The sequence below is a fragment of the Novosphingobium sp. genome, from assembly GCF_049240505.1.
Classification (GTDB): Bacteria; Pseudomonadota; Alphaproteobacteria; order Sphingomonadales; family Sphingomonadaceae; genus Novosphingobium.
This window is the reverse complement of record NZ_JBMLSM010000134.1, coordinates 1-14,460: the sequence shown is the minus strand read 5'-3', so window position 1 is coordinate 14,460 and position 14,460 is coordinate 1. Positions and strand designations below refer to the sequence as shown.

Here is a 14,460-nt window from a genome sequence, read left to right as displayed (position 1 = left end):
GACAAATCGTAAAGGTAGATGTCGCCTTACGGCTCCTGTGAACTGTCCTTCAACAGACCCACGGCAAGGTGCGAAGGCGATCAACTGCTGGCTTGGGCGTTTTCCCCGGACGGTCCGAACTACAAGGACAACGTCGCCGGCTACAACAAGGCATTTTGGGAACCAGCCGACAAAGACATTCCAGAATACGGTTGGGGGGCGACAGGCACGATCGGCACGCAGGTATACAAGCACATCCAGCCGAATATTTTTGCACCGGGAATTCTCGTATCGAATGGCAATCCCTCCATTCTGACGACGCTCAATACCGACAAGGACAAATCTCCAAACCTTGGCCAGCTAGAGCAACGAAAGTGGAGCTTTGAATTGACCGGCTTCGTTTTCAGGCATTTCGATGTTGGCGGATGGCTACCTGAAGGAATTACAGTTCGGCAGGGCGCTACGCTCGCCCGGCGTTGGGAAATTGAATCTGATTTTGCCGACAAGACCTTCTGCAAAGTTACAAACTCTCCTGCGACAGAGTGCGCAAAATTCAATATCGCCGCACCAGTGTCCTATATGTCATTTGAGCCTTCGCTGAATGTGCGCACCAAAATTGGGACGGGACAGATCAGTGATTGGGCAAATAGCTATATTCCGATTATTGGTTTCTCACCTTCAATATCCTACAGCACGCAAACAAGTCGCAGCCGAATGGCCCTTCCTGTGTTTCTTTCTGTCGATAAGGACGGAACCTTCAACGGCGGCTTTCAGTACGCGCGCGAGTGGGGAAATACCGACACGAAGAAAAACGTCGGCGTTTGGTCAATCTTCATCTCGACCAACTTCACGATGGATGGCTCCAAATATTAGCGCAAAACACCCTGTACGAATTGCCATTGCACCACCACAAAAAAGAGGCGGCCCCGGTGAAGGGCCGCCTCCCGAGGGGTGGTTGACTACAGTGCTAACTCAGAACGTCATCGAAGCCGAAAGCGCAAAGGTCCGGCCCACGTCATAGGAGTTCACCTCGACGCGGTTCGCACCAGACTGTTGGTATTCGATGTGGCGACGCCCGGTAATGTTGCGGGCCTCGAACTTCAGCTCGACCTGCTTCTTGAACACATCAAAGCCCTGACGCGCCACGAAATCGATACGCAGGCCCGGATCTTCGAAAATGTCCGGCTGCCCGGTGTTGAGCAGGCCACGGCTGAACACGCGCTTGCTGGCATAGCTCAGCAGCAGCGTCTGCTGCGAAAGCTTGTCGGTGTCTTCCAGCCCAAGCTGCACGTTGACGATATGTTCGCTCTGCCCGGTCAGCGGCGCGCCATCGCGGAAATAGTCCAGCGCGCGGGTCGAAGCGGCGAGGTAATAGGAAGTCTGATCGCCCTCCTGCACCTTCAGCTTCGATTTGGTCCAGGTGTAGTTGGGGATCACCGCAAAGCGGCGCGATTCCCACATGCCGCCCCAGTCGCTCAGGTCGAAATACTTCTGCAGTTCCACTTCCGCGCCATAGAGGTCGGCCTTGGGCGCATTGGCGAAGCTGGTGATGAAGTTGTCGCTTTCCAGCGCCACGAAGCTTTCGATGGGGTTCTTGATCCGCTTCCAGAAGCCGGAGACGGAGAAGCGCTGGTCGCGGTCGAAGTACCACTCATAGCGGGCTTCGGCGTTGGTAAGCTGGCTGTCCTGCAGGTTCGGGTTGCCGCGATACTGACGGTTGGTGTCAGGATCGAAGTAGAACTGATAGATCAGCTCGCGGAACTGCGGACGCGCGATGGTCTTCGAAGCGTTGACGCGCAGTTGCATGTCATCGCGGAAAGACCACGTAAGCGTTGCTGCCGGGAGCCAGTAGTCATTGTTCAGGGCAGTCGGCGTTGCCGTGGTCGCGCCATCGTTGAACACCTGGATCGGTGATACAACCAGACGCGCCTTCTCGTAACGCACACCCGCGTCCAGCTGCAACGTATCGGTCAACTGCGCGTCGACCTTGGCATAGGCGCCATGATTGCGCAGCGTGGCGAGAAACGCCGGGTTGCCTTCGTTCGTATCGATCAGGTTCACGTTGAACGCTTCGATCACCGCATGGCTCAGCAGGTAATCGGGACGGAACATGTTCACGCCATCGGGCAGATCCACCGCGCGCCACTGAAAGTCGCGGCGCGAACTGGTGCGGCGCGTATCGACATAGGCATAGCCGACCGTCGCCGTGACCGCAGGCATAACCTTGTACGAAACGTCGATCCCGCCAGTCCACAGATCCTCGTTCAGGTCCGAGAAGCTGACCGTAGCGCGCCCTGCGTTGCCGTCCAGATTGTTGACGAAGTATTGGCCGAACGGATCGGACGCCACATTCGTTCGCACATATTCAAAGCCCAGTTCATACGGGGCCTCACGCTGCGAATTGGCAAAACCACCGCGCAGGTCAACGCTCAGCCCGTCCAGCGGCTTCAATTCGGCCACAAGCTGCGTGTCGATAAGCTGGCGTTCGTACCAGGCCGTGTCCTGCTGCTGGTAGTCCACCGTCGTCTGATTGCGCTGGCCAAGGCTGAGGCGCGTGTTCTTCAGCGTGTCGCGGATGTAAAGGTTGGTCCAGCGGATCTTGTTGCGATCCCACTCAAGACCCAATCCCAGCATCCCGTTCACGACCACGCGATTGTCGGTCACCACGCGGCGGAAGTTCGATTGCAGATCGGCCAGATCGGATTCAACCGACGTCTGGCTGGTCACGTCGCGCGTCAGCCACTTGTTGCTGTATCCGGCCGTGGCGATCACGCCCAGCGTCACCGCGCCCAGTTCGAACGACTTGCCTGCCGAAAGCGAAAGCGAACCGTTGCCCGGCATGTTCGGGATCTTCTGGATCAGACCATTGCGCGTGTTGACGATGCCCTTGCCGATCTCGACGTTATCGAGATTGCCCGAACTCAGCCGCTCGCCGCTGGCGAAAAACGTCTTCAAAGCGCTGGTGTAGTCACGCTGACCGTTGTCGAACCCGGTCCAGTCGGTGCTGGAACCGTAATAGGTATAGCCAAGCTGGTTGGTCGTCTCGCTATCCCACGAACCACCGGCACCGATGGTCACGAACGGCTCGCTGGGGCTGGACTTGGTGGTCAGGTTCACCACGCCGCCGCCGAATTCGCCGGGATAGTTCACCGAATAGGACTTCTGCACCAGCGACGAAGCGATGATGCTCGAAGGGAACAGGTCGAGCGGAACCACACGCTTGAGCGGTTCGGGGCTCGGCAGCGGCATACCGTTCAGCAGCGCCAGCGAATAGCGATCGCCAAGGCCGCGCACATAGACATAGCCATTGCCGACCACGCTCAGGCCAGTCACGCGGCCAAGCGCGCCTGCGATGTTGCCTTCGCCGGTGCGCGCGATTTCAGCGGTGCCAAGGACGGAAACGACCTGCGGCGCAGCGCGCTGGATATTGCGGTCGCGTGCGCCGGTCACGACGATTTCACCGCCGGGGATCGAAACTTCCGTTTCCTCTTGCGGCTGCCCTGCAACCGGATCGGCCACAGGATCGACAGGCGCTTCGCCAGCCACATCGGCCACGGGCGGCACGGCATCCGCCGGTGCGGCTTGCGCATCCTGCGCAAAAGCGGCGGATGGCGCCAGAAGCGCGGTGGAAAGCAGCAGCATGGTTGCGAGCCGCGACGTATTCATGTCGGTGTTCCCCCTGGGGAAAGAATGTATTTTCTGGTGCGGGAAAGGGGGCAGCCGTCACCGGCCACCCCCCGTATCCCGAAAGGCAGCCGATCAGGTCGTCGGCAGCGCCGTGCAGGCGGTGCTGGTGGTGCCGAAGTTGGCGGCACCGCTATTGCAGGTCCAACCGGCGTACCAGGTGTCCGAAGCATCGCGCACCGCACCGATGTAGGTCGCGGCCGAGAAGAACGAGGACAGCGAGGTCACATCGAATGCGCTTACGGCGGTTTCGTTGGCACCGTTGATGAAGCCACCGGTCAAGGTCGAGGTCAGCCCGGCATTGTTGCCGTTCGCACCCGAACCGAAGAACCCGGCAACCTGCGCGGCGGTATAGGCGCCCGTACCGATGAAGCGGTCATCGCCCGTTCCGGCGCAGGTCATCACAACCGAACGCGCGGTCAGCGTGGCAGAGTTCGCACCGCCCGAACCATTCATGCGGATGCACTGGTTGGCCGGAGCCACGATCACGCTGTTGTAGAGCGAGATGTCCGAGTTGCCACGGAAGAACAGCGCCGCCTGGCCGTTGGCTTCGTTGTTGCTGCTGGTGGCAGCCTGGATCGCCGTCACGTTCGACATGCGCGAAACCTGGCGCGGAGCCTGTGCTTCGTTGCCGTTGCTGTCCAGTTCCATCAGCGTATCGCCAGCGCCCGAACGCTGGATCAGCAGCAGGTACTGCAGGTTGGCCTGAACGCCAGTATCCATGTCGAGGCTGTCATCGTCCGCACCAACGGAAATATAGTGCTTCATGTTGACCGTGCCGCCGAAGAATTCAGCGCCGTCATCCGAGCTGTTGTAGCTCTGGATGTAATCAAGCTGCGTGCCCGAACCAACGCCTTCCAGCGTCAGCGCCTGCAGTTCGGAGTTCGAACCCAGAACGAAGCCCGAATACCGGATCTGGACGTACTTCATCGTGCCGCTGTTGTCGGCAGAGTTGGTGCCGCCGAACAGCGCAGGATCAGCCGCACCTTCGGTCTGGCGTTCGCAGGTGCTGGCGGTTCCGCCGCTGGCAACAGCGCCGGTGGTGCAGTCGGTGATCGGCGCGCGGCCCATCAGCACAACGCCGCCCCACTGACCCTGCGACGTTTCGCCATTCAGGCCGAGCACGTTGTCGCGGCTGGTGAAGATGATCGGTGCGGTCGCGGTGCCGGTGGCATTGATCTTGTTGCCGCGATTGACGGCAAGCCATGACGTGCCGGTGTTGCCGAACAGGATCACGCCCGGTTCGATGGTCAGCGTGACGCCGGTGCTGGTGCTGCTGAAACCAGCATCGGTCCCGACGTCAACGCGGCCGTTCATCGAATAGAGCAGACCCGCAATCTTGGGCAGCGTGGAAGAAGCGGTGATGCGCGCAGGCAGCGTGCAAACGCGCCACGTGCCCTGAGACGACGTTACTGTGCCCGAATCAGTCAGGCCGGTTGGGTTGGCGATGGTCGGGCAACCAGCGGCAGCCACGACACCGCTCGAAGTCGGGGTCGGCGTTGGCGTCGGGGTTGGCGTCGGCTGATTGATCGTCACATTGCCGCCGGTGCCAGGCGAAGCAATATCGGTGGGGCCGCAGCCGGCGAGCGCAATCGCACTGCAACCGACGAGGAACAGGCCGTGGCTGGTCTTCACTTGATATCCCCCAAGGATAAGCGGCCGGAGCAATTCCTGCCGTCGCGAGGGACCGTCTAGGGATGGAAAGTGACAGCCTGTTTGCGGTTTCCTGACAGATTTGTGTCAAATTATCTGACGGTTATTTGACATTTGTGACTGCACCCACGGATTTGCGGGCGTTCGTTGATTGCACTTTTGTGACAATGTTTCAGTTTGATTGCAGTTCGGGAGAATCGGCACATACTCGCATCCAACCAAGCAATCAGAACGGAGAGCATTGATGAGCCTGTTACTCGCCGCCGCACTTTTCACCCAGTCCGCCGTGATGGTCACGCCTCCGTTGACCGTCCCCGCCCCGGCGCTGCCCAGCGGCGATGTTGGCTTCAATGAAATCATGGCAAACCGTCCGCTCGCCGCAATCAAGCGGATCGAAGCCAGCGACCTCGCACGCAAGGGCGATCCCCTGGCGATGATCAATCTCGGCACGGCCTACAAGATGGTCGGTCGCAAGGACGAAGCCGCCCGGCTCTATCGCACCGCGCTCCGCAGCGATGATCGTTATGATGTGCAGCTTGCCAACGGTCGCTGGATCGATTCACGCCGTGCTGCAACGCTGGCGATGTCGCGCCTCGGGACAGACGAAGTACTCGCCCTGCGCTGACCGTTTTCCAGCGCGCAACCTTGGCCTCAATGCCTCTAGCCCGACTCTGCGTGGACTGGTCGGGCCTGCCAAAAGGGTGCGGGTAACGCGCAACCTCTTCATTGTGCAGCAATATATCGCAACAATTTAACTTTTGATAAGCTATCCGAATCGGAAAAAATTTGCGCACTCTGTCAAGAGAAGCAGCATCGGATTTGGATTAATCAGTGCAATCTCTGAGATGCCTACTCGGCTTCCACCGGCCGGATCGAAGTACAGCGGTGCGCGAACCGCTGTATTTTTCCACGCACTGCCTTGGCTGCGGCAAGCCCATGCGCCGTGTCAGCAAGAAGCACTGGGTTATCAAGCGCCCTGATCGGCCGTCGACTTCCGGGCACCGTTCACGCTCTGATGGAATGCAGGCGGACCATTCGCTTAAAACACGCAGCGATTCCGGCCATGCATGATCAAGGCATCGTCGATGCCGCTCCTTCCGAGGATTTGCTGCGCCTGCAAAAAGTGATTACCGATGCTTTGGCCGAGGCTGACCGTCTCGAACTTCGCATGGTTGGCATTCATCTGTGCAATGCGCTGCACAGCCTTGATGACGAGTTTGACCTGGATCCCTCGTAATTGGTGTAATCAGGCGCGCCGCCAGAATGTCAGCCGCGCCCGCGATAGGGCGCAACCCCTTGATCTGGAAGCCAAAGCCCGGCAGGCGGCGCCCCGCTTTGCCAGAACACATCGATCGGGATTCCGCCGCGCGGATACCAGTATCCGCCGATACGCAGCCATTGCGGCTTCATTTCATCGAACAGACGCTGACCGATGCCGACCGTCACATCCTCATGAAAACCCGCATGGTTGCGGAATGAACCGAGGAAAAGCTTCAGCGCCTTCGATTCCACGATGGTTTCACCCGGCGCGTAATCGATCACCAAATGCGCGAAATCGGGCTGGCCAGTGACGGGGCAGAGCGAGGTGAATTCCGGCGCGGCGAAACGGATCATATAGAGCGTGCCGGGACGCGGATTGGGCACGTAATCCAGCACGGCCTCTTCAGGAGAAGCTGGCAAGCTGCTGTTTTGCCCAAGAAAAAGCGGTGTCTTCGTCATGTTTTCGCCTGCATTTCCGAAGTGCACCTAGATGCACCTAGATGCACCTAGATGCACCTAGCCGCCTTTGAAAGCGCGTGAACGGTGCCGAACTGCCCTGCCCCATGCACCTGTCGCACGCGCGGAGCAAGTGGCCGGATCGGGCAGTCCGGTTCAGCCGCGATTAAACCGCCGCCGCTTTTTCCGACAGGCATGATGTACCGGACGGGGCTGCCACTTTTCACAACGATCCTCCTCACTGCGCTGCCAGCCGCAGCGCAGGACACCGGGAGCTATCAGCTCCCCCCCGCATCCTCGCCCACGCCGACGGTGCAGGGCCCCGTCGTTCCAGATGCGCCACCACCGCGTCCAGCCGCAACCACCGAGGCTGCCCCCGCCGAACCCGCCCGTGTCGAACCTTCGCCCACGCCGTCACCGACGCCGACCATAGCGCTCCCGTCGCCCCCCACCGCGCGACCCGCACCGCGCCCGGCAACCGCACCTCTCCCCTCGCCGCCACCCGAACCGGAGAGCGCGCCCACGCCGCTGGTGGAAAGCCAGTTGCCCGCAACTGCACCGACGCCAGCGCCTGCGCCTGCGCCTGCTTCACCCATCGAAGCGACTGGAAACGAACGCAATTTCTGGCCGTGGCTGCTGGGCGCTCTGGCGCTTGCAGCGCTTGGCGGACTGGCCCTGCTGTTTCGGCGACGCGACAAAGCTTTGCCCGAACCGGCTTTCACACCGCCCAGATTGCCGGAAACCACCCCGCCCCGCACTACCGCGCCCGTCGCCGCTGCAGCAGCAGCCGCGCCGCCTCTTGCGCTGGACCTTGATGCCGTGCGCATGAACGCGAGCCTGATCAACGCCACCTTGTCCTACCGCCTTTTGCTGACGGCCGGGGCTGACATCGGGCCGGTGGAACTGCGGGCCGACATGACCGCTGCCCACGCATCGCGCCCTGCCGAGGAGCAGCTTGGCGCCACCGACGCGCCGGTACTGCACCGGCTGGCGGGCCTTGCCGCTGGCGAAACAGTTGTTCTGGAAGGCGAAATCCGCCTGCCATTGGCCACGATCACCCCGATCCACCACGGCGGTGCCGCGCTGTTCGTGCCACTGGTGCGCATCGCGGTAGAAGCCGCTAGTGGTTCAGCGCCGCTCCGCCTGCGCCGTGCCTTTGTGGTGGGGCTGGATGAAAGTGGGGCGAGCGGCAGGTTGCAGCCCTTCCGCCTTGATCAGGGGCCGCGCAGCTATGGCACAGTCGGCCATCGCGAATTGACCGTGCCCCAATTCGCCTGATGCCCAAAACAGTTGTCATCTGATCCTTTTTTCATGGTGACGCACGTCACACCTGAGTCTAGTCTGCTGCACGTGCGAACTCGCAAAGACGGGTCGTGCAAAGCAGGCAGGAGTTTTGAGACCCTATGGATTCGCTGGTTTCCACCCAGTGGCTCGCCGATGAGATCGGCGCGAGCGACTTGCGCATTGTCGACGCTACGGCATTTTTGCCGGAACATGGCCGCGTGCCGCAACTGGAATACGAAGCCTGCCATATCCCCGGTGCGGTGTTCATGGATCTGGCCGACCTGACCGACAAGACATCGCCCGTGCCCAACACGCTCCCGCCCGCGGAAAAATTTGCCAGCCGAATGCAGGCGCTGGGCCTTGGCGATGGCAGCCGCATCGTGATCTACGATGATAGTCCGATCAAATCGGCCACGCGCGCATGGTTCATGCTGACCAAGTTCGGCGCGCAGAACGTGGCCCTGCTGGATGGCGGGATCGCCAAATGGAAAGCGGAAGGCCGCAAATGCGCGCAAGGCGTGGAAAGCCTGCGCCAACGCCACTTTACCGTGTGGTCCGACGACAGCCACGTGCGCAGCAAGGCCGATGTCCTTGCCAATCTGAGAAGCCTTGCCGAACAGGTCGTGGACGCACGCGGCGCAGGCCGTTTCACCGGTGACATGCCGGAAGCCAATCCGGCCCTTGCAAGCGGCCACATTCCCGGCGCGCGCAACGTGCCCTATTCCAGCCTGTTCAATCCCGATGGCACGTGGAAAGCGGCAGACGCGATCAAGGCGCTGTTCGAAACCGCAGGCGTAGACCTTTCCCGCCCGCTGATATCGTCCTGCGGATCAGGCATGACCGCCAACGTCCTGATCTTCGCCGCACATCTGATCGGCAAGGAGGACGTTTCGCTTTACGATGGATCGTGGAGCGAATGGGGGCTGGACCCGGAGACGCCGAAGGCAGTTGGGGTGGAATAGGCTCCGATTGAACGCCATCCTTCAAGACTGTCGCTTGCATTTGTAGTTAAATTTCACTACATTGATTTATGGCCAGAAAAGCACTGCGCGACATTTCCTGGATAAAAGGAGCGCTGAAGGACTTTCGGGCGTTCCCTCTGCCCGCACAGCAAAAGGCGGCGCGGGGCCTGACGCAGATTGCCGAGGGAGACACGCCGGAGATTACCAAGCCGATGACGGGCCTTGGCGCGGGTGTGTGGGAACTAGCCATCAAGGAGCGCGGGGACGCATTCCGCGTGATTTATGCGCTCCAGTTGGATGACGATATCTGGGTGGTTCACGCCTTCCAGAAGAAATCGACCAGCGGCATCGCCACGCCAAAGCATGAAATCGACGTGGTGAAGGAACGGATCAAGCGCTTGAAGGAGGCTTTGGCATGAGCAAGATGATTGAAGCGCAGGACGACGACTTCGAACTGGTGCGCGGTTCTGGCAATGTCTTTGCCGATCTTGGCCTGCCCGATGCGGAATTGGAACAGTTCCGCGCTATCCTTGCCGCCGAAATCGGCAAGACGCTGGCCGCCGACAAACTGACCGTCCGCGCCGCCGAGAAAATCACCGGCGTGGCCGCCGCTGACTTTTCACGCATCCGGCAGGCACGGCTGAATAGCTTTACCATCGACCGGCTGATGACAATTCTCGACCGGCTCAACCGCAAGGTGCAGGTGTCTGTAACCGTCAGCCCGCGCGGTACAGCAGGGGTGAGTGCTTTGCGTTTGTGAGCGGATTGGGAAGACGGCCCATGCTCTGATCTTCGTCGCGGATCTGATCGGCAGGGAGGACATTTCGCTTTACGATGGGTCGTAGAGCGAGTGGGGACTGGACCCGGCTACGCCTAAGGCGACGAGGGTGGCTTGGTTTATTTAGGGGGAGTCGCAACCGGTCGGTGCGCTGGCAGACATCAGCGTTATGGAATCTGATTCAGGTATCAGCAACAACATCCGGCAGGGTAAATTCACAGCGATGTTCTTGATCTAATGTTTAGAAGCAATAAGCGTTGGTTCATTACGGGTGCTAGCTGCCTCATAGGTAGTGCCATGCTATGGACTGCATTTTCACCAAAGCAGCCAATACTGCCCGATTACCAGAACGCCGACACCCAGCCCGTTCAATATTATCCAGGCGGCACCAATTGCGGACCAGAGATTCTGGCGCACCTCACTGGGGTCAAAGCTACGAGCGAAACCGATCGCTGCAAAGAGGTAGCTGAGGAGCATCGCCTCAAGACCAATGATCTCGTACAACAAACCCGCGCGGCGGATGCGGCCAATGCCGCCGCCTTGCTTGGATACACAGCCACCAAGATTGCACTGGCTGGACTAATCGGCGGGCTGCTGACGCTCGTTGCTGCTGGATTTGCCGCTTACTATGCGAGAAAAGCCTATACCACTGCCCACACTACGCTCGAAATTGAAACGCGGCCCTTCGTAAGATTCCCAAAAATCAAAATGAATGAAGAGGAGCGAAAGACTGGGAGGGTTAGATATGAGTTTGTCATAGCCGTGGAAAACATTGGCCTTCTCCCGGCAAATAATGTTCGAACTTGGACCTCCGCGCAGATAGCCAAGATCGGCGAATACAGTGATGCCATCTTTAAGAAAAAGCCGTTCGTTACTGGCGTTATTGCTAGTCAATCTTCTCGAAAGGTTGTTGCAGATATAATTCTTAGTCCCGACGAAGCAGAAAAATTCCGCGCCGGCGACACTAGGATATGTATCCATATCTATGTTATTTATGATAGCCGTTACACCAAAGACGTGCGAGTGCATGATGCCCGTTGGGCTAATCACAAATCATTGGAAACTGAACGGATATATTTCATTCCAGACCAGGCAGAGAACGTGACAACGGGCATCCCTCATTTCGGAATTGAAAAAGAGGAATCCTAAAGCACTGCATACGCTGACACCTGCCATCACGATAACGGATAGTCGTCTACGCATTCGTGCGCTTGCTGCATGATGTCGGGAATAACGAAAGACGGGTGCGATTGCGGATGTTACATGCCCCATCACCTAAGCCCATGACTTCCGGTCCTTCCCTCTGCTATTGGCTTTGCCATGAGCAATTCTGACGATTTTGACGCCCTCAGCCCCGCAACGCGAGGCGTACTCGCCGGGCGGCGTGAGGCCTGGACTGGCACGCCGGAGCATCCCGGTGCGGTGGTCAATCCGGCGGTTTGGCGGGCTTCTACGCATCTTTATGCCGATATGGGGGCGCTGCGGGCGCATCCGGCGAATGAGGATGGCAATTTCTACTACGGGCGGCGCGGCGGGCCTACGCAGTGGGCTTTGGCTGAGGCGTTGACACAACTGGAGCCGGGCGCTGCGGGCACTGTGCTCTATCCTTCGGGGGTGGCCGCGATTGCGGGGGTTTTGCTCACCGTGTTGCGGCCGGGCGATGTGTTGTTGATGACTGACAATGCCTATGAGCCGAGCCGGGCGATGGGGCGTGGGCTGCTGCGGGATTTCGGGGTGGAGACGCGGTGGTTCGATCCCACCGACTTGGCATCGTTCGAGGCGGCCTGTTGCGAGCGGACGCGGTGCGTTTTGCTGGAAAGCCCCGGCAGCCTGACGATGGAAGTGCAGGATGTGCCTGCGCTGGCGGCGGCGGCGAAGGCGCGCGGGATTGTTTCTGTGCTGGACAATACCTGGGCTTCGGCGCTGGGCTTTGCCGCGCTGGCGCATGGCGTGGATATCAGCGTGATGAGCCTGACCAAGCATGTTTCCGGCCATTCGGACTGCATGATGGGGTCTGCCTCTGCGGGGCCTGAGTGGTATCGCAAGTTGCGGGTGCGGGCACAGGGGCTGGGCAATGTGGTGTCGCCCGATGATGCTTCGCTGATGCTGCGCGGCCTGCGCACGATGAAGCTGCGGCTGGAGGCGGAGACGGCTTCGGCGCTGGAAATCGCGCAGTGGCTTGATGCGCGGCCTGAGGTGGCGCGGGTGCTGTGCCCGATGTTGCCGGGATCGCCGGGGCATGAGCTTTGGCGGCGCGACTTTACCGGCGGGTGCGGGTTGTTCAGCTTCGTGCTGAAAGGTGGCACGAGCGCGGCGCGTGATGCGCTGATCGATGCGTTGCAATTGTTCGGCATCGGCTATTCGTGGGGCGGGTTTGAAAGCCTTGCCACGCCCGTTGATCCGGCAAGCATCCGCACGGCGAGCGCGTGGCCGCTGCCGGGCATGGAACCTGAGGATTGCTTTGGCGTTCGGCTGTCCATCGGGCTGGAGGATACGGCGGACCTGATTGCCGATCTGGCGCGCGGGCTTGCCGTTTGGGCCAGTCATGGAGAACATGCGTGAACGAGCTTCGTAGCGGGGTGGCGGATGTTGTCCGCACGCTCAACGAAATCGGGTTCGACATCGGCACCTATCACATCTCGGTCTGGGGTGCGTTGCGCATCGTAATCGTGCTGGTGCTGGTGCTGGTGTTCGCGCGGCTGGGCAGCAGGCTGGCGAAGCGACTGTTCCGGCGGATCGACAGTCTGGACGGCGCGCAGCAGTTGCTGGGCGAGAAGCTGGTTTCGATTGCGGTGTGGGCGATTGCCATTCTGGTGGGCATCGACGTGCTGGGCATCAGCCTGACGGCGCTGACAGTGTTTTCGGGCGCGTTCGGCCTGGCCATCGGGTTTGGCCTGCAAAAGACGTTCGGCAATCTGATCGCGGGGATCATCCTGCTGATGGACCGGTCTATCAAGCCGGGTGACGTGATCGCGGTGAACGACGGCAAGGGCAATTCGTTTGGCGAGGTCAAGAAAATCGGCATCCGGGCGGTTTCGGTGACGACGCGAGACAACCGTGAGTATCTGATTCCGAACGAAAACCTGATGACCCAGCAGGTGGAGAACTGGTCTTACTCATCGCGCGAGGTGGCGATCAACATTCCCATCGGCGTGTCTTATGGCAGCGATCTGGAACTGGTGCAGAAGCTGCTGCTGGAAGCGATAGCCTCCACCCCGCGCGTGCTGCCCTTCCCCTCGCCCGGCGTGCTGCTGAGCGGGTTCGGGCCGAGCAGCATCGACATGACGATGGTGGTGTGGATCGACGATCCCGAAGGCGGCGTGGGCAATGTGCGATCGGACGTGCTGTGGCGGGTGTGGCGTCTGTTCGGGGAGCATGGCGTGCAGATCCCTTTTCCGCAGCAGGACGTGAACCTGAAGGATAGCGAGGGTTTGCGGGCGCTGGCGGAGGCGATGGCGAAACGGGACAACAAGGACGGCTAAAGCTGATCTAGGCGGGGGGCAAAGCATTCTCGCTGGCAGGTTACGCTCCCCGCGCCCATCTGCGCTTTCATGAGCAATTCCATGCCAAGAGTCGGAACCGTATTTCTGGTGGGCGCAGGACCGGGTGACCCGGACCTGTTGACGCTGCGTGCGGCGCGGCTGGTGATGAATGCGCGCGTGCTGGTGCATGACGGGCTGGTCGATCCGGCCATTCTGGCGATGGCACCCAAGAGCTGCCGGATGATCTCGGTCGCCAAGCAGCGTTCGCGCCACACGATGCAGCAGGAAGATATCAACGCCCTGCTGGTGCGCGAGGCTTTGGCCGGGAACGACGTGGTGCGGCTGAAGGGCGGCGATCCTTTCGTGTTCGGGCGCGGCGGCGAAGAAGCGGAAGACTGCTTTGCGGCAGGCGTGCCGGTTGAAGTGGTGCCCGGCATCAGCGCGGCGATGGGCGCTGCGGCTTCGGCCATGATCCCCCTTACCCACCGCGATGCCGCCAGCATCGTCAGCTTTGTGGCCGGGCAGTGCAAAGGGCTGACCGACCAGAACTGGGCGGGCCTTGCCGGGGTTGGCAGGACGCTGGTTATCTATATGGGCGTCGCCACGGCAGAGGCGATTGCGGAAAAGCTGATGGCCGACGGGCTGGCGCCCGATGTGCCCGTGGCGGTGATCGAGAACGCGGCACGGCCGCAAATGCGCGTGTTGCGAGGGGCACTGGCCGGGCTTGGCCCGCTGGTGGCTGAAAACAAGGTCAAGAGCCCTGCCCTTATCGTGATTGGCGATGTGGCAGGCCGGGGAGACATGATGGAATTGAAGCGAGTTTTGGAGGCAGTGCAGTGAAGATCATTACCGGAAGTGATCTGCGCACCGGCGACGTGATCTGGTGGACCGGCGAAGGCTGGTCGCGCCATGTCAACGATGC

Annotated in this window: 15 protein-coding genes; 12 read left to right on the top strand and 3 right to left on the bottom strand. The window is 60.4% G+C overall.

The window, feature by feature from the left end:
- Window positions 1-18: 18 nt before the first annotated feature.
- Window positions 19-852 (top strand): hypothetical protein, encoded by an 834-nt coding sequence (locus ACOVQ0_RS11360; RefSeq protein WP_421884430.1) that lies wholly within the window; start codon window positions 19-21, stop codon window positions 850-852.
- A gap of 99 nt (window positions 853-951) precedes the next feature.
- On the opposite strand, the gene ACOVQ0_RS11355 is transcribed toward ACOVQ0_RS11360, so the two are convergent.
- Both ACOVQ0_RS11355 and ACOVQ0_RS11350 read right to left on the bottom strand, forming a co-directional pair.
- Window positions 952-3,645: a TonB-dependent receptor domain-containing protein gene (locus ACOVQ0_RS11355; protein ID WP_421884428.1), complete on the bottom strand. Its 2,694-nt coding sequence runs from the start codon at window positions 3,643-3,645 to the stop codon at window positions 952-954.
- Between the two features lie 93 nt (window positions 3,646-3,738).
- Window positions 3,739-5,298, bottom strand: a complete 1,560-nt coding sequence (locus ACOVQ0_RS11350; protein WP_421884425.1) for a hypothetical protein — start codon at window positions 5,296-5,298, stop codon at window positions 3,739-3,741.
- Window positions 5,299-5,560: 262 nt separating this feature from the next.
- Between ACOVQ0_RS11350 and ACOVQ0_RS11345 the strand changes: the two genes are divergently transcribed.
- Complete coding sequence (locus ACOVQ0_RS11345; RefSeq protein WP_421884422.1) at window positions 5,561-5,941, top strand: hypothetical protein; 381 nt, start codon at window positions 5,561-5,563, stop codon at window positions 5,939-5,941.
- Window positions 5,942-6,259: 318 nt separating this feature from the next.
- Complete coding sequence (locus tag ACOVQ0_RS11340; protein ID WP_421884419.1) at window positions 6,260-6,553, top strand: hypothetical protein; 294 nt, start codon at window positions 6,260-6,262, stop codon at window positions 6,551-6,553.
- Window positions 6,554-6,582: 29 nt separating this feature from the next.
- Here the strand turns inward: ACOVQ0_RS11340 and queF are convergent, their stop codons facing one another.
- Entirely contained in the window at window positions 6,583-7,035 is a 453-nt protein-coding gene (gene queF / locus ACOVQ0_RS11335) for a preQ(1) synthase (protein WP_421884415.1), read from the bottom strand.
- Between the two features lie 192 nt (window positions 7,036-7,227).
- Between queF and ACOVQ0_RS11330 the strand changes: the two genes are divergently transcribed.
- The 9 genes from ACOVQ0_RS11330 to ACOVQ0_RS11290 form a co-directional block, all read left to right on the top strand.
- On the top strand, window positions 7,228-8,310 hold the full coding sequence (locus ACOVQ0_RS11330) for a hypothetical protein (RefSeq protein ID WP_421884412.1): 1,083 nt from the start codon (window positions 7,228-7,230) through the stop codon (window positions 8,308-8,310).
- A gap of 125 nt (window positions 8,311-8,435) precedes the next feature.
- Entirely contained in the window at window positions 8,436-9,278 is an 843-nt protein-coding gene (gene sseA, locus ACOVQ0_RS11325) for a 3-mercaptopyruvate sulfurtransferase (RefSeq protein WP_421884409.1), read from the top strand.
- A 68-nt stretch (window positions 9,279-9,346) separates the two neighbouring features.
- Window positions 9,347-9,697 carry a type II toxin-antitoxin system RelE/ParE family toxin gene (locus tag ACOVQ0_RS11320; RefSeq protein ID WP_421884406.1) on the top strand — a complete coding sequence of 117 codons (351 nt, stop codon included), beginning with the start codon at window positions 9,347-9,349 and terminating at the stop codon, window positions 9,695-9,697.
- Window positions 9,694-10,038 carry a helix-turn-helix domain-containing protein gene (locus ACOVQ0_RS11315; RefSeq protein ID WP_421884403.1) on the top strand — a complete coding sequence of 115 codons (345 nt, stop codon included), beginning with the start codon at window positions 9,694-9,696 and terminating at the stop codon, window positions 10,036-10,038. Before ACOVQ0_RS11320 ends, ACOVQ0_RS11315 begins: the two co-directional genes overlap by 4 nt.
- A gap of 315 nt (window positions 10,039-10,353) precedes the next feature.
- A complete protein-coding gene (locus ACOVQ0_RS11310) occupies window positions 10,354-11,205 on the top strand; it encodes a hypothetical protein (RefSeq protein ID WP_421884401.1) in 852 nt (283 codons plus the stop codon).
- A gap of 171 nt (window positions 11,206-11,376) precedes the next feature.
- Window positions 11,377-12,618: a cystathionine beta-lyase gene (metC, locus tag ACOVQ0_RS11305; protein ID WP_421884398.1), complete on the top strand. Its 1,242-nt coding sequence runs from the start codon at window positions 11,377-11,379 to the stop codon at window positions 12,616-12,618.
- On the top strand, window positions 12,615-13,538 hold the full coding sequence (locus tag ACOVQ0_RS11300; RefSeq protein ID WP_421884395.1) for a mechanosensitive ion channel family protein: 924 nt from the start codon (window positions 12,615-12,617) through the stop codon (window positions 13,536-13,538). Before metC ends, ACOVQ0_RS11300 begins: the two co-directional genes overlap by 4 nt.
- Window positions 13,539-13,607: 69 nt before the next feature.
- Window positions 13,608-14,378: a uroporphyrinogen-III C-methyltransferase gene (gene cobA, locus ACOVQ0_RS11295; protein WP_421884393.1), complete on the top strand. Its 771-nt coding sequence runs from the start codon at window positions 13,608-13,610 to the stop codon at window positions 14,376-14,378.
- Window positions 14,375-14,460, top strand: an 86-nt coding sequence (locus ACOVQ0_RS11290) for a DUF2849 domain-containing protein (RefSeq protein ID WP_421884433.1), incomplete at its 3' end; no start/stop codon positions are given. The genes cobA and ACOVQ0_RS11290, both read left to right, overlap by 4 nt.